The organism is Shigella sp. FC1967 (assembly GCF_001743005.1).
Classification (GTDB): domain Bacteria; phylum Pseudomonadota; class Gammaproteobacteria; order Enterobacterales; family Enterobacteriaceae; genus Proteus.
Genome location: NZ_MIIZ01001165.1, coordinates 1 through 21,671 on the forward strand (window position 1 = coordinate 1; position 21,671 = coordinate 21,671).

Sequence of the window (21,671 nt, forward strand, 5' to 3'; positions counted from 1 at the left end):
AGATATTATTATTTTAATAAGTATTCTTGCTGATTTTTATTTATTAAATTGTTCGTTAGTTTCATAACGAACATAATCGATTCAGTACATCATCTAAATAATGCATAAAGCCAAATAAATAAATTATCAATAAAATCATTAAGTTAAATTATCTATGTAGATCTGCATCACAAACTAATCTTATAGTGATTGTTTTTTCGTCATGCTCGAATTAACTTGCTAACTCGAAGTAGCAAAAATTAGCATAGCGTTAGCAAATGATGAGGGTTCGCATGGAACAACAATATTTTATTGGCGTTGATGTTGGCTCAGCCAGTGTCCGTGCAGCGGTATTTGATAGCAATGGAAAGCGTTTGGGCTTTTCTGTCCGCCCTATTGCTCAATTTCGCCCAAAAACGGATTTCGTTGAGCAATCGTCTACCGATATTTGGCAGCAGGTTTGTACGACCGTAAAAGAATCGGTGGCGTTATCTGCTATTGATCCTATCCATGTGAAGTCTATTGGTTTTGATGCCACTTGTTCTTTAGTTGCTGTGGGTAAGGACGGTAAGGGACTGTCTGTTTCACCAAGCGGTAAAGTGGAACACGATATCATCATGTGGATGGATCACCGTGCTGTACAAGAAACGGTCACCATCAATTTGACGAATGATCCTTCACTGCGATATGTCGGTGGTGAAGTGAGTATTGAAATGGAATTGCCAAAAATTCTGTGGTTAAAAAATCATTATCCAGAGCGTTATCAAAACGTATGGCGATTCTTTGATTTAGCTGATTTTTTAGTTTGGAAAGCAACATCAGGGGATGTAGCAAGTACTTGTACATTAACCTGTAAATGGAATTATTTAGCCCATCAGGGGCAATTTAGTGAGAGTTTGTTAGCCGATGTAGGTTTGGATGAATTATTAGAAAAAGTACCACAAACCATTCTTGCGTTAGGTGAACAAGCGGGTTGTTTAGATGAGTCAGTTGCTAATGCGTTTGGCTTGCACACAGGTGTCATTGTTGCTTCAGGCATTATTGACGCGCATGCAGGTGGTTTGGCATTAACGGCATCACAACCTGAAGGGAGTTTAGCCATTATCAGTGGTACGTCTAACTGCCACATGATCGTAAGCCAATATCCCATTATGGTACCCGGTGTTTGGGGACCTTATTTTGGCGCGATGTTGCCCGAATTATGGCTAAACGAAGGGGGTCAAAGTGCCGCTGGTGCGTTAGTTGAATGGTCTATCCGCCGTCATGAGTCATGGGCTGAATTAGAGCAAGAAGCGAATGAAAAAGGGGTTAACTACTATGCCCTATTAAACGAAGCTGTCGCTGAATTGGAAGAAAATGAACAATATCCAACTGCTCAGTTTCATGTTTTAGCGGATCACCATGGTAATCGCTCTCCACGCGCAAACCCTGCTGCCAAAGGCATGGTAAGTGGATTAACGCTGGAAAGTGGTCGTGTTGCATTGGCTCGTTATTATCTTGCGACACTGCAATCTATTGCTTATGGCACACGCCATATTATTGACACTCTTGAAGATGCTGGACATCAAATCAATCGCATTGTGATGTGTGGTGGCGCCACAAAAAATCCATTGTGGCTACGTGAATACGCTAATGCAACAGGCCGTGAAATTCATTTAGCACAAGAAGAAGATGCGGTGAATTTAGGAGCAGCATTATTAGGTGCCGTAGCGTGTAAAGCCTTTGATGATTTCTCTAAAGCTGCCAGTGCAATGGTGCGAGAAGGTGGCATTATCACACCAGATAGCGACACATTTGCCTTCCATCAGGCTAAATATCAAGTTTATTTGCAGATGTACCAAGATCAGCAGCGTTATAACGAAATGATGTCAGATTGTTGACCTCTAATTTTTCCGATTATGTACCGAGTTTACCTTACCAGGGATATCTTATGTTGAACTTAAATCTACCAAACTTACCAACAACCATCACAGCAGGTCAGAACGAGATCCTGATGGTCACTAACGCAGACTTACGTGAGCCTGCAAACGTAACGTGCTGGCCTGTACAGAAAAAATTTGAAGATAAACTGGCCGCGGCATTAGAAGCCCAAGGTTACAAAATGAAGCGTGCTCATGAAATTAATGAAGCTCGCGGTCATGGTTTTATCAGTAGTCAGCGCGAAGGTTGCGATATGTTTGCCGCAATCGATCCGAATGCTCCGGTTATCGTGTTATTAACCGCGTGGCAATATTCACACCATATTGCCTCTTCTTTAGCACACCATCGTGGTCCTATTTTACTGCTGGCTAACTTTGATGGTACATGGCCAGGTCTGGTGGGCATGTTGTGTTTAGCGGGTACGATGACCAGTTTAGGTAAAAATTATTCACGTTTATGGTCAGAAGAGTTTGATGATGAATTCTTTGTAGATGGCTTAGCGACTTGGTTAAAATATGGTTATGTAAATCATAAGCTTAGCTATCTTACGGATATTGCGCCAACACACAGGGTAATGGCGACAGAAGCTGGCGAAGTGGGTCGTAAAGTCGGCGAATATATAATTAAAAATAAAGAAATAATAGGTTTGTTCGATACATTCTGTATGGGAATGATTAACGGGGTCTTCCCACAACAGGCCATGATCAATATTGGTATGCCAATTGAATCTCTTTCTCAATCTGCGTTACTGGTCGAAATGGCGAAAGTACCGACAGAGTTAAGAGAGGCATGTTTACAGTGGTACGAGGATAACGGGATGACGTTTATGTTTGGTCAAGATGACAAAACTGAACTCACTCGTGAACAAGTGATGGAGCAGTGTGCCATGATGATTGCCATGGCGCGTTTCGTAAAACGTTTTGGTTTAACCGCAGTGGGTGTGCAATATCAGCAGGGCTTAAAAGATTGTTGCCCAGCGTCTGATTTTGCTGAAGGTGCGATTGGTTCAACCGCGCGTTTTCCGTTGCCAGATGAAAACGGTGAGATTATCTGCCCTAATACGCCAATTCCTTGCATCAATGAAGTGGATATGGGTACGGCTATTCCTCAAACGATGTTATGGCGTTTATTAACATCATTAGGATTACCAGCTGAAACCACACTACATGATATTCGTTGGGGTAGTGAGTATGAAGGAACATTCTACTGGGATATGGAAATTTCAGGATCTGTTCCTTTTGAACACCTCAAAGGCGGCCTAAAAGGCGCAACAGGTTATCGCCAGCCTCCGATGTTCTTCCCTAAAGGAGGGTCAACTATCGCAGGTCAAGGCAAGGCAGGTCGCTTGTTATGGAGCCGTGCACACTATGAAGGTACGGATGTAATTATGCATATCGGTACTGGTGTGGCGGTAGAACTACCTGAAGCAGAGTTTGAACGTCGCCGTAGAGCAACTAACTACGAATGGCCATTATTAAACTGCACGTTGGATGGTGTAACACGTGATGACCTTATGGCGGGACATCAAAGTAACCACATTACGGTGGCTTATGTTGATGAAGATAAATTGGCGTTTGTGCTAAAAGCCTTCGTGGCGCAAGCACTGACTCAAGGTATCCAAGTGAAAGTGGCAGGTGATGCCATTAACTTACTGTAAGGAATTGATGATGAGCCAGCAAAAATACGTCGGTGTTTGGCCTGTTATGCTAACCCCTTTTGATGCCAAAGGGGAGATTGATTGGGCGTCATTAGCGCGCCTTGTAGATTGGTATATTGATTCTGGTGTACATGGACTCTTTGCCGCCTGCCAATCAAGCGAAATGTTTTATTTAAGTGATGAGGAAACGCAAGCACTTACCCGCTTTATCGTTGAAAAAGCAGATGGAAGAGTCCCCGTAGTAGCTTCGGGTCATACTGCAACCGCATTAAGTCAGCAAAAAGAACAATTGCAGGCAATGGCGGATACAGGCGTCGATGGCGTCATTATGATCAGTAATCGCTTGGCTCTTGTCGGGGAGTCGGATGAGAAAGCGTTGGAAACACTGCAAGTGTTAACCAATGTGGTACCTAAAGAGATTGATTTGGGTATCTATGAATGCCCTTATCCTTACAAGCGTTTGTTATCTGAAGAAATTGTAGAGTGGTGTGCACAAAGTAATCGCTTTACCTTTATCAAAGATACGTGCTGTTCTCTTCCGATGATAGAACGTCGTTTGGCATTATCAAAAGGGACTCGCTTGCATCTTGCAAACGCCAACAGTCAAACGTTATTAGCTTCATTCCAAGCAGGATGTCAGGCATATAGCGGTGTTATGGCAAACTTCCATCCGGAGCTTTATGTTTGGCTTTATGAGAATTGGAAAAATAAACCAGAGCAGGCTGCGGTGTTAGCTGATTATTTATCAACAGCAGCGATGACCGAAACTCTGGATTATCCAGCATGCGCTAAATATCATCAGCGCCTGATTGGTAACTTCAGCACACTGGTCTGCCGTTCCCGTAACAGCAGTCAGTTTGAAAACTCATTTTTCCCTTCTGCCGTCAATAGCATGACTGCATTGGGTGAGAATATGAAGAAGTGGCTTTCGTTAGATTAATTTAGGACACAGGAGTAGGAATATGCCTTTCGTGATGAAGGAAACCCAGTTTGTGCTTGATAATGCACATTCACTTTTTAATCACTGCCATGCTTCAACGATTGTGCGTGTGCCTAACTCTGAGCGTTTGTTAACCGCTTTTTTCGCTGGTGATAAAGAAGGTAGCGGTAATACCGCTATCTGGCTAGTGATGAAAGAGGGTGATCATTGGCAACATGCTCAACCTGTTGTTAAAAATCTGGGTGTTGCGCACTGGAATCCCGTTTTACATGTTGACCCATCAACAGGTAATATCTGGCTGTTTTATAAAACGGGTCCCGACGTACATAGTTGGACGACCCAATACGTTATCTCGAAGGATGGCGGAAATAGTTGGGGTTTACCGAGAGAATTGGTTTCTGGTGATGTCGCACCTAGAGGTCCTGTGAAAAATAAAGTGTTAGTGATGTCGAATGGCGAGTGGTTGGCACCAGGATCGGTGGAGGATGACCAATTCTGGGATGCGTTTGTCGATATTTCGAGTGACAACGGTCAACATTGGCTGCGAGTCGATATTCCAATTGAGCATCATAAAGGTGAACAAGCGGAACATGAAATCTGGCAGGGTTTAAAGGACGATGCCCTATGGGAGACTGATTTACAACGTGTTTTTCAATGGGATGGCGTGATACAGCCAACACTATGGGAATCCCAGCCTGGGCATGTGCATGCCATGATGCGGAGTACGCGCGGTACTATTTATCGTAGCGATTCAACGGATTATGGGCGCAATTGGTGTCCGGCTTATGCAACAATATTACCAAATAATAATAGCGGCATTGATGTCGTCTCCTTCGCAGATGGTCAACTGGCATTGGTGTATAACCCGAATTCAGGTAACTGGAGTCGTCGTTATCCTATCTCTGTCAGTCTTTCATCCGATAATGGCAGTACTTGGTCTGAACCATTCGATTTACTCGATGGGGAAGGCGAATTTTCATATCCGGCTATTATTGCTGAAAACAATACCCTACACGTGACCTTTACTTGGAATCGAAAAAACATTGTTTATCAGCAATTAATAGCTACTCAATAAAAATGTGGAGAAAGGGTTTTATGAAAAAGAGTCTACTCGCAGCGTTGGCGATTACGATGACACTGGGCATGGGGAACGCAGTTGCCCAACAGTTAACGTATCCTACAAAAAATATTGATGTTGTCATTCCGAAAAATCCAGGTGGGGGTACTGATACTTCTGCTCGTACTATCATTGAATTTGCAAAAGATGTTATGCCAGCGGGGCGCATTTTCGTTCCCGTGAATAAACCTGCAGGTAATGGTTTAACAGGTCTGATTGAAGTGGCTAATGCGCGCCCTGATGGTACAAAATTAGTGATGACAACGGTTGAACTCGCGATGTTCCCACACCAAGGAAAATCACCCGTTACTTATAAAGACTTCACGCCAATTGCAACAACTATCGCTGATCCAGTGGTATTAGTTGTTAACGCAGAATCACCTTACACCACGTTACAAGAGTTTATCGATGGCGCAAAAGCGAATCCAGGTAAACTGAAAGTCGGTAACTCCGGTATGGGGGCTATTTATCACTTAGCGGGTGTTAATATCGAACGTACCACAGGTACTAAATTTAACCATATCCCTTATAACGAAGGTACTGGTCCATCAATCGCTGCTTTAGTGGGTAACCATATCGATGGTGTATTAACAACGCCAGGTGCTGTTAAATCTCAAGTTGATGCCGGTATTCTACGTGTTCTTGGTGTAATGGATGAGCGTCGCTTCCCACTATTCCCAGCCGTTCCTACTTTCAAAGAAGCATTGAAATTAGACACTAACGTGAAAATGCGTGCTTGGGCTGTATTAGCAACAACGGCTAATGTACCTGATAACGTGAAGAACGAGTTAGTTGGTGCATTCTCTGAAGTGGTTCAAAAACCTGAATATCAAGAAGCACTGAAAAAACAAGGTATTATGCCTGTATTTATCACGGGTGACGATGCTTACGAAATGATGAAAGAAGATCATGAGATGTATGCTGAGCTCATTTCAACAACCCTGAAAAAATAACTTTTCTATTATTATAAACCACCCTACCTGTTACGGCAGGTAGGGTCGGGGAGATCCCGACATGACAAAAATCAATACAATCATCGGTGCGATTTCAGTGGCCTTCGGGGCACTTATTATCTATCTCTCCCGTGATATGAGCATGTTTGATGATTATGGTGTACCAGGGGAGCGTTTCTGGCCTTACGGTTTAGCCATTTTATTTATTTTACTGGGGATTTTTCAATGGATCAGTGTTGTGGTTGATAAAATCAAACATGTACACCAATCTGTTGATCTGAGCTCTACCGCAGTTAAACGCGCTTATGGTTTAGGCCTCTTTATGTTGGTCTATGCCACTGGCCTGCACTTTTTTGGCTTTATTATTCCGTCACTGCTTCTTATCCCAGTCATTATGTGGCTGATGAATGAAAGAAAACCTATTGCATTGGTTATTATTCCGATTGTAATGGTTGCCGCCGTTTATGTCTTCTTTGACATTATCTTTAATTCACCTCTGCCAACCTCCGTCTTTTTTGAGTAAGCGGTAAAGGAGCTTTGAGATGGAAATACTAGACGCTTTAATGGTCGTTTTCAGTCTGGAAACGATAACGATGATCTTGTTGGGGGTGTTCGCGGGTATTATTATCGGCGCATTACCTGGCCTGACAGTAAATATGGGAATTGCATTACTTCTCCCATTAACTTACTCCTTCCAAGGAATGACGGGGATCCTCCTGTTATTAGGTATGTATTGTGGTGCCGTTTACGGAGGCTCAATTACTGCGATATTAATTAGTACACCGGGTACTCCCGCTTCTGCGGCAACGGTATTGGATGGTTATCCAATGGCGAAAAAAGGGGAAGCAGGAAGAGCACTGGGTTTATCTACGATGGGCTCTATGTTCGGGGGGATCTTTAGTACGATTGCCTTGATTGTTATTGCGCCTCAATTAGCAAAAGTGGCAACAGGTTTCTCTGCGGCTGAATATTTTGCACTCGCGGTATTTGGCATAAGTATTATTACCAGTGTATCATCGCAATCGATTGTGAAAGGATTAATGGGGGGAGCAATAGGTTTAGCGATTGCCACTATTGGACTTGATCCAATGACATCCGGGCCTCGTTTCACCTTTGATACCGTTTACCTAATGGGTGGGGTTTCATTTATTCCTATCTTGGTTGGTCTGTTCGCTTTCTCTCAAGGCTTGATCAGTTTTGAAGAAGAGTACCGTGAGCGTAAGCAGAAAAAGAGTGAAAAAATTAACGCACGTATTCACCGTGTATTACCAACATGGGCTGATTTTAAACGTGTGTTGCCAACGTACTTTCGTTCATCTGCTATTGGTACAACGATTGGGGCTATTCCGGGAACGGGGGGGAGATATTTCATCATTTATCTCTTATAACGAAGCAAAACGTTGGTCTAAACACCCTGAAGAGTTTGGTCACGGTTCACCAGAAGGTGTGTCTGCACCAGAAGCGGGTGCAAACTCAGTAACAGGCGGAACCATGGTGCCTTTAATGACCTTAGGTATTCCAGGTGATGGTGCAACAGCCATTATCATGGGTGCATTTATGGTTCAAGGCCTGGCATTAGGTCCTCAGCTCTTTACTGACAATCCTGTTGAAGTTAACAGTATCTTTATTGGTTTGATGATGGCGAATATTTTCCTCGGTATCTTAGGTTTCTTATGTATGAAACTCTTTGTTCGAGTGATGGATGTTCCGCGTCGCGTATTAGTACCCATTATCTTTGTATTATGTAGTGTAGGTGCTTATTCTGTGAACCATAGTATCATCGATGTATTTGTGATGATGGGGGCAGGATTACTCGCTTACATTATGATCAAGCTCGATTTTTCCATGTCTCCTGTGGTTATCGGGATTATCTTAGGGCCGATGGCAGAATCAAACTTACGTCGTGCTTTAATGATGTCTCAGGGTGATTTATCTATCCTGTATACACGCCCGATTACAGCGACATTTTTAGGTATTGCGATATTGACGTTGATCCTACCTATTATTGGACCTTCGTTAAAAGCAATGTGGAAGAAATACCGAGCTAAGCCTGCTCAGTAAGGTTAACTGGCCCTCATCATTAAGGTGAGGGCAATATCAATGATGGAATATTAATGGCAAAAACAGTTGAACAGATTGCAAATGACCTGAATTTGTCTATTACCACAGTCAGATTGGTATTAAATGGCAAAGGTGATCAATACCGGATCAGTGCAAAAACGCAAAAGAAGATAGCGGACTATGTTGAGGTATTTGGTTATACTGTCAACCATGCCGCTAGAAGCTTAAAACTTAATAAAACAGATACCTACGGATTAGTTATCCCTCGCCTTTCTAACCCATTCTTCGCTGCTTTGGCTGAAAAATTAGAAATGCATTGTCACCAAATCGGTTGTCAGCTAACGATTAGTTGTACCTATGGTGATATCAAAAATGAAAATAAGCTCGTTAAATCAATGGATGAGCGCAATGTTGATGGCATTTTTATTGTTTCATCAAGTCGTAAAAATCAGCTACATCATGTTAAGCATCGCCAAAAACCATTGGTTTTTTTAGATAGAGATTTTTCTGTCAGTGAGGCTATTTGTGTTGCTTCCGATAACTGCGATAGCGGTGCCCAGCTCACAAAAGCGATGTTAATCAAACAAGATGCACCCATTCATTTTTTTGCAGGTGATGCGTTGCTTCCTACCATTGCCGCGCGTTTGCGCGGTTATGTGCAAACCATAAAAGGGCATTATGGTGATGATAACCGAGTCACTGTCTCTTATGCTGAGCATAATACGACCAAAGATGGTGAGCAGATGATGAAACAGTATTTGGAGCAATATCAGCAAATTCCCTCTCATTTTATTGCCTCATCATTGCCTATTCTTGAAGGTTTATTGAGTGTTATCCGTCAACGTGAAGGAAGCATTCCTGATCATCTTCATATTGGTACCTTCGATGATCATGTCATGCTCAGTTTTTTACCTAATAATGTGTGGTCAATGAAGCAGGATGAAGCGTTATTAGTTGAAAAGGCCTTTGAAATCATGTCGGCAAAGATAGCTGGCACCGCAGTCAAATCTCCAGCATTAATAAAAACACAGCTTATCGAGCGCCTAATCGCTACCCAATGAGTCAATTAAATCGCTTATTCGCTTTACTTTGTGAGTAGATTAGCAAGATTAATTGACTCATCACTGTATAAATAAAACATAATAGAAACATTAATCTGCTCGTTTTATTGTTATTCTCTTTTTTTACTTTTCTAAATGCGCGCTACTCTATTGATAGCATTTTAACAAGAATAGGGGCTCTTGATTATCTCTGGTTAGAGGCTCATAATTTAAGCGAATAGTTCCATTTTATTAATATAAAAGGATATTAAAGAAAGATGAACGATGATGTTGACCGATGTCCTGAGTGTGAAGTAAGGGCATATTATACGAATGATTTTGTTCGTGTTTATCAAGCCTATTCAAATACTATTGCTCAGAGCGCAGTCGCAAACGGAACATTTGTTTCCCCCCCTTTTAGTATGACCCGCATGACTTGGGTAAAACCCTCCTTTCTTTGGATGATGTACCGTTCTGGTTGGGGACGTAAAGACGCTAATCAAGCTTCTATTCTTGCTGTCGATATTACGCATGAAGGTTTTCAAGAGATGCTGACACAAGGTGTGGTGAGTCATTTTGATCCAGACCGCTATGTCAGTGCTGAAGCTTGGAAAGAGGCATCAGAAACCAGTAATATTCGCATTCAATGGGATCCTGAGCGTGATATTTATCTGAATCGGCTCAGTTATCGCACCATACAAATTGGTTTGCGAAATCAAGCCGTTGAAAAATATTGCAAAGAGTGGATTGTGAATATTACCGATATTACCGATAAGGTACATAAAATAGATGCTTGTATTGCTAATGGTGATCTCGACACTGCATACAGCCTATTACCGGTAGAAAAACCATACTATTTTGGTGAGTAATTCATCAATATATCACCCCGCTTAATTGGCGGGGTAATTGTGAGATAAGATCAGACTTGCACAAGCTCAGGACGAACACCGAGCGTATGGCAAATAGCATAAGTTAATTCTGAACGATTAAGTGTATAAAAATGGAAATCTTTGACGCCTTCACGGCTTAAAATTTTCACCATATCAATAGCAATTGAAGCTCCAACTAGGCTCCGGGTTTCCGGATCGTTATCTAACCCATCAAACATTTTATGCATCCAACCTGGAATTTTCACATTGGTTAAACCGGCAAAACGTTTTAGCTGTTTAAAATTAGTGACAGGTAAAATTCCTGGCACAATTTCAACATCAATACCCGTTGAAACACAGCGATCACGAAAACGTAAATAGCTTTCGACATCAAAGAAAAATTGAGTGATCGCGCGATTTGCACCTGCATCGACTTTTCTTTTTAAGTTAATTAAGTCCGCTTGTGCGCTTTTTGCTTCAGGGTGCACTTCAGGATAAGCCGCAACAGAGATATCAAAGTCACCGACATCTTTCAGTAAATGAACCAAATCTGTGGCATACATGTCAGGTTTTTGTGTGTTGTCTGGTAAATCGCCTCGTAAGGCGACAATATGGCGAATACCATTTTGCCAATAATCTTGTGCGATATGTTGTAGTTCTTCACGGCTGGCATCAACACAAGTTAAATGCGGTGCAGCTTCTAATCCTGTGCGCTCTTTAATTCCTTTAATAATCGAGTGTGTTCTATCTCGCTCACCTGAATTTGCACCATAAGTCACAGAAACAAAGCTCGGTTTTAAGGTATTTAAGCGCGCAAGAGATTGCCAAAGGGTATTTTCCATCTCTTCGGTACGAGGTGGAAAAAACTCAAAGGAAACTTGGATCTGACCATCAAGTTCGGCAAGATTTTGGTTTAATGCTTCATGTTGGCTTGCGTGATAAAAGCTCATACCTGTACCTCATCAATTATGTCACTGTGTTGTTATTTTTATTTAAGTATCACTACCTATTTACCCATCTAACCATTTAGACGTCTAGATGTAGATTCTCTTAATTAGGTTATTTAGTCAACACTTATTCGCCCTATTTTTGATGAGGATAATTCAGTCACAATGAGAGAAAAATTCATGTTGTAAACGGTAATGATGAGAAAAGTGAGGAGGTGGCCTGATAAGGTGAGTGATTTTTCTTCTACAATAAAACTAACGAATTTATTAATGGGAGGTGAAATGATCACTTGTAAACGCGTATATCACGATAAAGACGGGACGAATGAAGGTTATCGCGTATTAGTTGATAGATTGTGGCCTAGAGGCGTGAAAAAAACAGATTTTCATTATGATGAGTGGAATAAAGAGGTTGCACCTTCTACCGAATTACGAAAATGGTTTCATGCGGGGAAAGGGGATTTCGCTGAATTTACGCAACGTTATATTGCCGAATTAACAGGTGCTCCTGAACATTGGCAACCTCTCCTAGTGATTGCAAAAAAGCAACCGTTAGTATTACTTTATTCAGGAAAAGATGAACAGCAAAACAATGCAACAGTGTTAAAAAACTTTTTAGAAAAACAACTCATACATTGTTAATCGTTATATTTTTTCATTTTGATAAAAATGTAAAAAAAAGTGGCGCGGTATTAGGCGCCACAAAAATTGCTAATAAAAACATCGAACAGAGTCAGAGAATATTTTGCTACTTTTATGCAGTGTGTGTATTTGCCGTTAACCATTGACTAATACGTTGTTTTTGTTCGTCATTTAGCCACATACCGAGTTTAGTACGACGCCAAATAGCATCATCAACTTCAATAACCCACTCATGTTTCACTAAATAACGTAATTCTGCTTCATACAGATTATGACCGAAGTTTTCACCCATACCTGCTAAATCAGTAATGCCTTCCAGCAGTAATTCAGTATTGCTACCATAAGTGCGAGCAAAACGTAGTGCCAGTGCTTCTGGTAACCAAGGGTGACGTTGACGAATTAAACGTGAATAACCATCACGATCACAACCTTCTAAATTCCCGCCTGGTAATTGACCATTTTTAGTCCACGGTTTACCCATGTTAGGGAAGTAATTGACCAGTTTATCAACGGCATGCTCACCTAATTTACGGTAAGTCGTTAATTTACCACCGAATACAGATAATAGCGGTGTTTGACCATTATCGTCGTGAACATCTAAGGTGTAATCACGGGTGATTGCTTGTGGTGAATCTGATTCGTCGTCACATAATGGACGCACACCAGAGTAATTCCAAACCACATCTTCTTTGGTTAACTGTTTTTTAAAGTGATCGTTATACACTTTCAGTAAATACTGAATTTCGTTGTCATCAATAGCGACATCTTTAGGATCACCTTTATATTCAACATCCGTAGTACCAATGATAGAAAATTCATCCATCCAAGGAATAACAAAGACAATACGGTTATCTTCGTTTTGTAAAATATAAGCTTGGGGTTCGTTATGGGCACGAGGAATAACAATATGGCTACCTTTAATTAAACGGATACCATAAGGTGATTTCAGTTTTAAGCCTTCATCAAACAGTGTCTTAACCCAAGGACCAGCAGCATTGACAAGGGCTTTTGATTGATAGAGCGAAATTTCACCAGTACGTAAATCTTGTGCCTCTACCATCCATAAATTGTTTTCACGCCAAGCACGAGTGACTTTAGTGCGTGTGCGTACTTCACCGCCACGACGGACGATTTCTTGTGCGTTGAGTACCACTAAACGTGCATCATCAACCCAACAGTCTGAATATTCAAAACCGCGTGTTAATTCTGGTTTTAAAACAGAGTTTGCACCAAATTTAATGCCTTTACTGCTGGGTAGGCTGACGCGTTTCCCTAAATGATCATAAAGGAATAGACCAATACGGATCATCCAAGCTGGGCGTAAATGAGGTTGGTGTGGCAGACGGAAACGCATTGGAAATGCAATATGTGGTGCTAAGCGTAATAGCACCTCACGCTCTGCCAGTGCTTCGCTTACTAAGCGAAACTCATAATGTTCCAGATAACGTAAACCACCATGAATAAGTTTAGAGCTCGCGGAAGATGTCGCACTTGCTAAGTCTTGAGCTTCCAGCATAAGTACTGAAAGGCCTCGGCCAGCTGCATCCGCCGCAATTCCAGCGCCGTTTATTCCGCCGCCGATGACAATCAAGTCTTGAGTTTTCATAACATCCTCCTACGAATGCGCGAAACAATTCTTTAATGTTCGTTTTCGCTCATAATTGTAATGAAGTTTGATGAAAATGCCAACTATATAACTGATAAAAAACATAACTGCGTGATATGGATAACAATTTATTATCATATCCACATTTTTTGTGTGCTTATTAAAAAGAAGCAACATCGTTTATGTCTTAATAAAAAAGAGTGAAGGTAAGTCAAAAATAAGAGTAAATAGAATGAGTTACTCAGAGGATTGTGAGAAATTAGTAAAAAAAAGTACCTGATCAGGTACTTTTCGAGGTATTTATTTCATTAACATAATTCGAGTTGAACGTTGTGCTGCTCAACAATTTTTTGGATCCCCGCAGGCGGTTCTTGATCGGTAAATAAGTAATCGATCAGATTCATATTCCCTAAATTCACCATCGCATTACGACCAAACTTAGAATGATCCGTCACCAACATGACACAGCGTGAGTTTTCGATAATTGCGCGTTTAGTTCGAACTTCATGGTAATCGAACTCAAGTAGAGAACCATCCATATCAATGCCGCTTATCCCTAAAATACCGTAATCGAGACGGAATTGAGAGATAAAATCAAGTGTGGCTTCACCGACAATACCGCCATCTCGTGTACGCACTTCACCACCAGCAAGAATTAAGCGAAAGTCTTCTTTACCCATCAGTAGCGTTGCCACATTGAGGTTATTCGTCACGATACGTAGGTTTTTGTGGTTAATTAATGCATGTGCAACCGCTTCAGGTGTTGTACCGATATCAATAAACAGTGTTGCACCATCAGGGATAAGGCTGGCAACACGTTGTGCGATACGTGACTTTTCATCCGACCACATGATTTTACGATCATGATAAGCCGTATTCACTGAGCTTGAAGGTAATGCCGCGCCACCATGGTGACGTTGGATTTTGTTCTTTTCCGCTAATTCGTTTAAATCACGTCGGATTGTCTGTGGGCTGACTTCAAAATGCTCCACCAACTCTTCTGTGCTGACATAGCCTTGCAGGCGTACCAGTTCAATGATGGCATCATGTCGTTGCGTTTGCTTCACAGGTATCCCCTAATGTTAAAAATATTATGTTCATTTTATTATGATCTACGAGATAATTGATGTCGATTATCCCACAAAGCCATCAATAAGCCGATAAGGAAGCCTGCAAAATGTGCAGTGTTCGCAATCGAACCTCCTACTAGGCTATCTAAAACGCCCATATAACCCATAATAATCCACAAAACAGACATCACCAGTAAGCCTGACGGTACGTAAATGCCTTTTTCTGGATTACGTAAACTGGTTAAGCCTGTATAGCCAATTAACGCAAAGGTGACGCCAGAAAGGCCACCAAAGGTTTCAAAGCTAGAACTGATAACAAGTGCCTGCGCCCAATTGCTGACCAGTGCAGAGATAAGTAAGACAACAAACAGTTTACCAGAGCCAATCCGTTGTTCTACTTGACCCGCAAGATACCACCATATCGCCAAGTTAAAGGCGATATGCGTTAAGGAAAAGTGGAGAAATGCCGGTGTAATATAGCGCCATACTTCAAAGTTTAGGCTTTCATCATAAGGCCATGCAAGGTAGGTTAGGACATCTTGGTCACCTAATACTTGTTGTAGGATAAAGATAACGATACATAAAATAACCAAGAGTACCGTTAATGGGCCTGATCGTTGCACCATATTTTTTATCGAAAAGGCGGGGCGATATTTGATACTTGTATTTTTCGGATCACCGGTTTGCCAACTTGCGGCTTGGTAACGTGGGTGAAAAGGCTCACGTAAAAAAACATTTAGTTCTTTTTCAACCATTTCCAATTGATGTTGGTCTTCTAACCAAAGTGAGATCTGCTGATTTTCATTTTTTGCGTGAATTCGCACACCTTTCGTTGCCATGTAATTGACAAATAAATCAGCTGCTTGAGGGTTAGAAAGCGTAATAATGTGGATCATTAACAAAACTCATCTGTAGTTATTGCAGAGAAGTTATCGCTTGTGGAAACTCTCTTAGCCATGCTTCAAAACCACCGTTAATACTATAAACGGTTTCAAAGCCCATATTGACCAGATATTGAGCTGCACCTTGGCTACTATGACCGTGATAACACATCACCATAACGGGCACGTCAAAGTCAGCATCTTGTAAAAATTGGTTTAGCGTATCATTGGTGAGATGAAATGCGCCGGTAGCATGACCAATGCGGTAACTCTGAGGATCTCTAACATCAACCAATATCGCTGATTGAGATGTCCAGAATTGATAGGCTTGTTCAATACTAAGAAATTGAAACTTATCCATAATTGTCTTATTTATTATATTGTTAATTTATTTGTTCTGAGCGAGAGAACGATACATTTATCATAACGTCAAATAGGTAAAGATGACGTTATACTTTGTAAATGATTATTTTAATAAACAAATCCCCCATGATATCAGTGCAGGTGAGTATCATAGGGGATGTGATACTGAGAGATCAGTAGTAGGAATGTTCGCCACGTTGGTGTTCAGTTAAATCTTTCACACCTTTTAACTCATCAGGGAACAGGTTTAACAGTTCTTTTTCAATACCATCTTTTAATGTGACATCAATCATTGAACAACCGTTACAACCACCACCGAATTGTAAGATAGCATAACCATCCTCAGTGATTTCCATTAGGCTAACGCGACCACCATGGCCTGCTAATTGTGGGTTAATTTGTGATTGTAGTACGTATTCTACACGTTCAATTAACGGTGCATCAGCATCGACTTTACGCATTTTGGCGTTAGGTGCTTTCAGCGTTAATTGTGAACCCAGTTGGTCAGTGACAAAGTCAATTTCTGCATCTTCTAAGAAAGGCGCGCTGATATCATCAACATACGCAGAAAGTTTTTCGAACTTAATTTCAGTATCGTTTGGCTCTACGGCATCGGGCGGGCAGTATGAAACGCCACATTCAGCATTAGGTGTGCCCGGGTTGATAACGAATACACGAATTTGGGTGTTGGGTTCTTGATTAGCCAGTAGTTTGGCAAAATGCGCCTGTGCGGCATCAGTAATAGTAATCATATTGTCTTGCTCAATAGTTGACTGTTCTGGTTGGTTATCATACGCCCAATTGGCGGTTAACTACAAGGTTCGACAAATCGCCCATACCTCAACAGAGCGTGCTCCCGCACGAAATAACAAGGGTACAATGCTCTTTAATGTCGCACCAGTAGTGATAACATCATCAATTAGTGCCAGATTTTTCCCTGATACCGACACCGTGTTATTTAATACAAATGCATGCTTTAAATTTTGTTGCCTTTGCTTGGCATTAAGATGCGTTTGCACCAGTGTAGCACGAGTTCTTATCAGGGTATCCGGTTGATAAGCACAATTTAGCCACCTTGCCAAAGGCTTAGCGATAGCTTCTACTTGCTCAAAGCCTCTAGACCAACGGCGATGACGATGTAAAGGAACGCTAATAATTCTATCGGGTTTCTGCACCAAATTTTCTCGCCGATGTGAGAGCCACCGCAAAAGAAAAAGTCGTGCAAGACATAACGCTATTTGAGGGCAAGGTTGATATTTATAAAGGTGTAATAATTTATTTAATGGAGGTTGATAGTCAGTAACTGTCAACATCTGTTTCCATGGTGGAGGTGATTGTAAGCAGTGTCCACATAACATCATGGGGTGAGATGAGGGATATAAACAGCATGGGCAACGGTTATGCTGTTTAGGTAAATAGCGAATACAACTCGAACAAATACCTTTAGTATCATAATGTAAGGGTTGGCGACATAACCAACAATATCCTGCTATTGTTATCCACATAATGAAAATCCCTGAATTAAGAGAAGAGAGCATAACAATGAATAAATTGTATTGGCAGACAATAGGTGAAGGAAATACGCATCTTGTGCTATTACATGGATGGGGATTGAATGCAGAGGTCTGGCAATCATTAATACCGCGACTAAACTCGCATTTTACACTGCATCTTGTTGATTTACCGGGCTACGGTCGTAGCCAAGGTTATCCTGTTCTCACATTAAAAGAGATGGCTGACATTGTTTTTGCCAAAGCCCCTGAGCATGCTATTTGGTTAGGATGGTCTTTAGGCGGATTAGTGGCGAGTCGCGTTGCTTTGGATAATCCCAATAATGTGCAAGCATTGATTACGGTAGCGTCTTCACCTTGCTTTGGTGCTCATGACGATTGGCCGGGCATCAAACCTGAGGTTTTAAAAGGATTTGAACAACAGTTAAATGAGCATTTCCATCGTACCGTTGAACGTTTTTTGGCACTGCAAACATTGGGTACTCAGAGTGCTCGCGAAGATATGAAGGCATTAAAATCAGTGGTATTAGAGCAGCCGCTCCCTTCTGTTGAAGTGCTGAATGGGGGATTAGAAATTCTACGTACTGAGGATTTACGAGAAGCGCTAAAAGATCTACAACGCCCTTTTATTCGTTTTTATGGCTATTTAGATGGCTTAGTGCCTCGGAAAGTAGCTGGATTATTAGATGATATTTATCCACATTCACCTTCGGTTATTTTCCGTAATGCAGCCCATGCGCCGTTTATTTCCCATCCTGATGAATTTGCTCAGGCGTTAATTAATGCCTGTAACATGACATCATAACTCACACTCAGAACTGCCCATACTTAAAGGCAGTTCTGGATAATTTATGCTTCTATATTTTTAACACTATGGTGATAGGATGTTTCCAAGATAGGTGCATTTTTAATTGTGTCAGCAATAGGACAAGTACGTTCAATAAAAGCGATAAATGCAGCAATTTCTTCGTCATTGTTATCTGCATCAATAAAGAATTTTGTCGTAATTTTACTAAAACCGATTTTTGCGTTTTTGTTTTTTCCTGTAAAACCATCAATATCTAATTCACCGTTAACCTCAATGCGAAGATCGTTAAGGTTAATTTTGTGCATATTTGCAAAGCTTTTAGCGACAATACCTTTACAAGCACCCAATGTACCCAGTAATGCTTCAACCGGATTCATTGCACTGTCTTTTCCACCTAATGACAAGGGTTCATCAAGTAAAATTTGAAATTGCCGCGATGCACATTGCATCTGTAATCCACCTTGCTTGCCACTGGTAATAATCGACGAAAATTCAGTTATTGGCATAATCTATTATCCTTATATATAATTTCAATTTAGACATATAGACGTCTTTATGTCTATTTTATTATGGTGAGATAATTCGAAAAGTAAACCAATAAAAAGAAGATAAAAAGGTAGATGAGTAATGAGATAAAAAAATCCTTTATTCTCATAAAGGATTTTGTCTTTGAACAGAGTTAACAACTCGTTAGCGTAATTGATAAAGCTTTGTTTGGCATGCCGTGGCTTCTGGACAATGTTTACAACTGCCTGAGAGACAATCTTCCACTTCGACCTCTTGAAGCTTACCCATCAATGTGAGCCGCTCTAACATTGCTTGTACCAAAGGTTCAGGCATATTGAGTTGATGGCTGATAAGACGGGCATCGGCTCGACCATTAAGGGCGATACAATCACGTACTTCTATCAGACTGGCCATCTTTCATTTCCTTTGTCACTTAGTGACAGCTACCTTTTGAACAACACTGTTTTGCCAATGAAGGTTTATTGCTTAAGTTAATTGTTAGGCGATTACGTGCATTACGCAAGGCGATAAACAGAATTAAGTTAAAGATAATTACGGCAACAATCGTGATAGTGCTGCTTTGTGGGTGCTCGCTAAAGGTTGCCACTTGATAGAACAGGGCTGCCAGTGAGTAAGCAATATTTAATCCCCAAAGGATCGAGAAGGTCATCCAGCCACGACTGGTTTCACGAGCAATAGCTCCCATCACTGAAACACAAGGTACATACAGTAAGACAAAGATTAAGTAGCTATAAGCCGCAATACCTGAGCCAAATTTTGCCCCCATCGTTCCCATTGTACCCGTATCCATTTCACCATCACCTTTACTGGCTTCAATTGGATTAGAAAGTGCGGCTAATGTGAAAGTCTCTTTTAAGCTATCCCATGTTTCACCAAATGCATCACCAATTTCTCCCCACAAATCAAATTCTTCAGGATCAAATGGCTCATTAACAATACTTTCTGCGGTATAGAGGGTATTTAATGTTCCGACAACCACTTCTTTTGCCATTGCACCAGTGACTAAACCCACTGTTGCTTGCCAGTTATCATTGTGAACACCAATAGGTTGCAGTAATGGCGTGATCACTTTACTGACAGAAGCTAATGCAGAATCATTGATGTTATCTGCGGGTTTACCAGAGAAGGTGAAGCTATTTAGTGCACCAATAAACATACTGGCAATAATGATGACTTTACCTGCTCGTATCACGAAACCTTTTAGACGTTGCCATGTTTGCATGAGTAACGTTTTTAGGTGAGGAACGTGATAAACAGGTAGCTCCATCACGAAAGGTGACGCTTCACCGCGCATAATGGTGTGTTTTAGCAGTAAGCCTGTGAGGATAGCAACGACAATACCCAGAAGGTAAAGAGAGAAAACAACACTCGCGCCGTTTTTACCAAAGAAAGCAGCCGCAAATACCGCGAAGATGGCTAAACGTGCACCACAAGACATAAAGGGTGCCATTAATATGGTAATTAACCGCTCTCTTGGTGCATCAAGAGTACGGGCACCCATAATGGACGGTACATTACAACCAAAACCGACAATCAGTGGTACGAATGATTTACCTGGTAAACCCAGAGCTTGCATCAATCTATCCATAACGAATGCGGCGCGAGCCATATAACCTGAATCTTCCAGAATAGATAAAAAGAGGTACATCATCCCGATTTGTGGTACCAATGGCAGAACAGTATTGATACCGCCACCGACACCTTGAGCAAGGAAAATTGTTAACCATTCAGGGAAGTTAAAAGTTGCACCAACCCATTGAATGCCATGAATAAAGATAGCTTCGGAGCCACCTTCAAAAGCAGGTTGTAAAGCACCACCGATATTAATGGCGAGGACAAACATTAAATACATCACAAACAGGAAGATAGGAACACCTAACCAACGGTTTAATATCACTTTATCGATATTTTGCGTCAGGATATTAGGTTTAATGGCTTCCATATTAATGACGGTATGGCAGATGCGCTCAATATTTTGATAACGAGCATCAGCGATGACGAGCTCGGGTTCATTATTCTGTTCATCTTGAATGCGTTGGCGGATGATTTTGATATCTTCATTCGTGATTTGAGCTCGTTGGTGAGTATAGATATCACCCTCTAAGCACTGTAATGCCATCCAACGACGTTGTTGTAAATTAAATTCATCATGATTAATTTTTTCAGCAAGTGCCTCAACTTCATTTAATAACCATAGTGGATAAGAAGTCAGTAATTCTTGAGGTTTTTTCTTTTCAGCAGGGAAGGTATCAATGGCTTCTTTGAGCTTATCAATGCCAGATGCTTTGGTTGAAATCATTGGAATAACAGGGCAACCCAGTTGCTCTGAAAGTGCCTTGATATCAATTTGCATATCTTGGTGTTCTGCAATATCGAGCATGTTTAACGCCACGATACATGGAATACCGAGCTCAAGCAGTTGCAATGTCAAATAGAGGTTACGCTCAAGGTTGGATGCATCAACTACGTTAATCAGCATGTCTGCTTCATTACTTAAAATGAAATGACAGGCAATTTGCTCATCAAGTGATGTCTGTTCTGATATTGTCGTTAAAGAGTAAGTTCCGGGTAAATCGACGAGCTCAATTTTATGATTTGCTGTTGTGAAGCGACCAACTTTGCGTTCGACCGTTACACCTGCCCAGTTACCAACACGTTGACGAGAGCCTGTTAACTGATTAAAGAGTGTTGTTTTACCGGCATTGGGATTACCGATAAGGCCTATAGTGAGAGGAGTCATAATAGTGATGCCAATAGTTGTCTTGCCTGGTTGAATGAG

22 protein-coding genes are annotated in these 21,671 nt (G+C 41.2%); 12 read left to right on the forward strand and 10 right to left on the reverse strand.

Annotation, left to right across the window (positions count from 1 at the left end):
• Nucleotides 1-272 precede the first annotated feature (272 nt).
• The 10 genes from BHE89_RS19695 to BHE89_RS19735 all read left to right on the forward strand — a co-directional run bounded on the left by BHE89_RS19695 (nt 273) and on the right by BHE89_RS19735 (nt 10,536).
• Nucleotides 273-1,859 carry an FGGY-family carbohydrate kinase gene (locus tag BHE89_RS19695; RefSeq protein WP_069369510.1) on the forward strand — a complete coding sequence of 529 codons (1,587 nt, stop codon included), beginning with the start codon at nt 273-275 and terminating at the stop codon, nt 1,857-1,859.
• Between the two features lie 50 nt (nt 1,860-1,909).
• Entirely contained in the window at nt 1,910-3,556 is a 1,647-nt protein-coding gene (locus BHE89_RS19700; RefSeq protein ID WP_069369511.1) for a signal transduction protein, read from the forward strand.
• Between the two features lie 10 nt (nt 3,557-3,566).
• Entirely contained in the window at nt 3,567-4,496 is a 930-nt protein-coding gene (locus BHE89_RS19705) for a dihydrodipicolinate synthase family protein (protein WP_069369512.1), read from the forward strand.
• Nucleotides 4,497-4,518: 22 nt separating this feature from the next.
• The gene (locus BHE89_RS19710) at nt 4,519-5,571 is read left to right on the forward strand and encodes a sialidase family protein (RefSeq protein ID WP_069369513.1); all 1,053 of its coding nucleotides are present in this window, start codon (nt 4,519-4,521) and stop codon (nt 5,569-5,571) included.
• A 20-nt stretch (nt 5,572-5,591) separates the two neighbouring features.
• Nucleotides 5,592-6,566 carry a tripartite tricarboxylate transporter substrate binding protein gene (locus BHE89_RS19715; protein ID WP_248620491.1) on the forward strand — a complete coding sequence of 325 codons (975 nt, stop codon included), beginning with the start codon at nt 5,592-5,594 and terminating at the stop codon, nt 6,564-6,566.
• Nucleotides 6,567-6,627: 61 nt separating this feature from the next.
• Complete coding sequence (locus BHE89_RS19720) at nt 6,628-7,089, forward strand: tripartite tricarboxylate transporter TctB family protein (RefSeq protein ID WP_069369515.1); 462 nt, start codon at nt 6,628-6,630, stop codon at nt 7,087-7,089.
• Between the two features lie 19 nt (nt 7,090-7,108).
• Complete coding sequence (locus BHE89_RS26465; protein WP_286146378.1) at nt 7,109-7,954, forward strand: tripartite tricarboxylate transporter permease; 846 nt, start codon at nt 7,109-7,111, stop codon at nt 7,952-7,954.
• A complete protein-coding gene (locus BHE89_RS26470; RefSeq protein WP_286146380.1) occupies nt 7,902-8,627 on the forward strand; it encodes a tripartite tricarboxylate transporter permease in 726 nt (241 codons plus the stop codon). The genes BHE89_RS26465 and BHE89_RS26470 overlap by 53 nt, the downstream gene beginning before the upstream one ends.
• Nucleotides 8,628-8,680: 53 nt before the next feature.
• The gene (locus BHE89_RS19730; protein WP_069369517.1) at nt 8,681-9,688 is read left to right on the forward strand and encodes a LacI family DNA-binding transcriptional regulator; all 1,008 of its coding nucleotides are present in this window, start codon (nt 8,681-8,683) and stop codon (nt 9,686-9,688) included.
• A 257-nt stretch (nt 9,689-9,945) separates the two neighbouring features.
• Complete coding sequence (locus BHE89_RS19735) at nt 9,946-10,536, forward strand: DUF4291 domain-containing protein (RefSeq protein ID WP_069369518.1); 591 nt, start codon at nt 9,946-9,948, stop codon at nt 10,534-10,536.
• 50 nt (nt 10,537-10,586) lie between these two features.
• On the opposite strand, the gene metF is transcribed toward BHE89_RS19735, so the two are convergent.
• Entirely contained in the window at nt 10,587-11,486 is a 900-nt protein-coding gene (metF, locus tag BHE89_RS19740; RefSeq protein ID WP_069369519.1) for a methylenetetrahydrofolate reductase, read from the reverse strand.
• 279 nt (nt 11,487-11,765) lie between these two features.
• On the opposite strand from metF, the gene BHE89_RS19745 reads away from it, so the two are divergent.
• A complete protein-coding gene (locus tag BHE89_RS19745) occupies nt 11,766-12,125 on the forward strand; it encodes a DUF488 domain-containing protein (protein WP_069369624.1) in 360 nt (119 codons plus the stop codon).
• A 112-nt stretch (nt 12,126-12,237) separates the two neighbouring features.
• Here the strand turns inward: BHE89_RS19745 and glpD are convergent, their stop codons facing one another.
• From glpD to gntX, 6 genes are all read right to left on the reverse strand, one after another.
• On the reverse strand, nt 12,238-13,731 hold the full coding sequence (gene glpD / locus BHE89_RS19750) for a glycerol-3-phosphate dehydrogenase (RefSeq protein WP_069369520.1): 1,494 nt from the start codon (nt 13,729-13,731) through the stop codon (nt 12,238-12,240).
• 308 nt (nt 13,732-14,039) lie between these two features.
• Nucleotides 14,040-14,798: a DeoR/GlpR family transcriptional regulator gene (locus BHE89_RS19755; protein WP_006534541.1), complete on the reverse strand. Its 759-nt coding sequence runs from the start codon at nt 14,796-14,798 to the stop codon at nt 14,040-14,042.
• Nucleotides 14,799-14,836: 38 nt separating this feature from the next.
• Complete coding sequence (glpG, locus tag BHE89_RS19760) at nt 14,837-15,697, reverse strand: rhomboid family intramembrane serine protease GlpG (RefSeq protein ID WP_069369521.1); 861 nt, start codon at nt 15,695-15,697, stop codon at nt 14,837-14,839.
• A 19-nt stretch (nt 15,698-15,716) separates the two neighbouring features.
• The gene (gene glpE, locus BHE89_RS19765; RefSeq protein ID WP_069369522.1) at nt 15,717-16,043 is read right to left on the reverse strand and encodes a thiosulfate sulfurtransferase GlpE; all 327 of its coding nucleotides are present in this window, start codon (nt 16,041-16,043) and stop codon (nt 15,717-15,719) included.
• Between the two features lie 175 nt (nt 16,044-16,218).
• A complete protein-coding gene (gene nfuA, locus BHE89_RS19770) occupies nt 16,219-16,797 on the reverse strand; it encodes a Fe-S biogenesis protein NfuA (protein ID WP_069369523.1) in 579 nt (192 codons plus the stop codon).
• A gap of 60 nt (nt 16,798-16,857) precedes the next feature.
• Nucleotides 16,858-17,550: a DNA utilization protein GntX gene (gene gntX / locus BHE89_RS19775; protein WP_069369524.1), complete on the reverse strand. Its 693-nt coding sequence runs from the start codon at nt 17,548-17,550 to the stop codon at nt 16,858-16,860.
• A gap of 37 nt (nt 17,551-17,587) precedes the next feature.
• Here gntX and bioH point away from each other — a divergent pair, with 37 nt between their 5' ends.
• Entirely contained in the window at nt 17,588-18,361 is a 774-nt protein-coding gene (gene bioH, locus BHE89_RS19780; RefSeq protein ID WP_069369525.1) for a pimeloyl-ACP methyl ester esterase BioH, read from the forward strand.
• A gap of 44 nt (nt 18,362-18,405) precedes the next feature.
• Here the strand turns inward: bioH and BHE89_RS19785 are convergent, their stop codons facing one another.
• The 3 genes from BHE89_RS19785 to feoB form a co-directional block, all read right to left on the reverse strand.
• Nucleotides 18,406-18,870 (reverse strand): OsmC family protein, encoded by a 465-nt coding sequence (locus tag BHE89_RS19785; protein ID WP_069369526.1) that lies wholly within the window; start codon nt 18,868-18,870, stop codon nt 18,406-18,408.
• 184 nt (nt 18,871-19,054) lie between these two features.
• Nucleotides 19,055-19,285: a FeoC-like transcriptional regulator gene (locus BHE89_RS19790; RefSeq protein WP_069369527.1), complete on the reverse strand. Its 231-nt coding sequence runs from the start codon at nt 19,283-19,285 to the stop codon at nt 19,055-19,057.
• Nucleotides 19,286-19,304: 19 nt separating this feature from the next.
• Entirely contained in the window at nt 19,305-21,632 is a 2,328-nt protein-coding gene (gene feoB, locus BHE89_RS19795; RefSeq protein WP_069369625.1) for a Fe(2+) transporter permease subunit FeoB, read from the reverse strand.
• Nucleotides 21,633-21,671 lie beyond the last annotated feature (39 nt).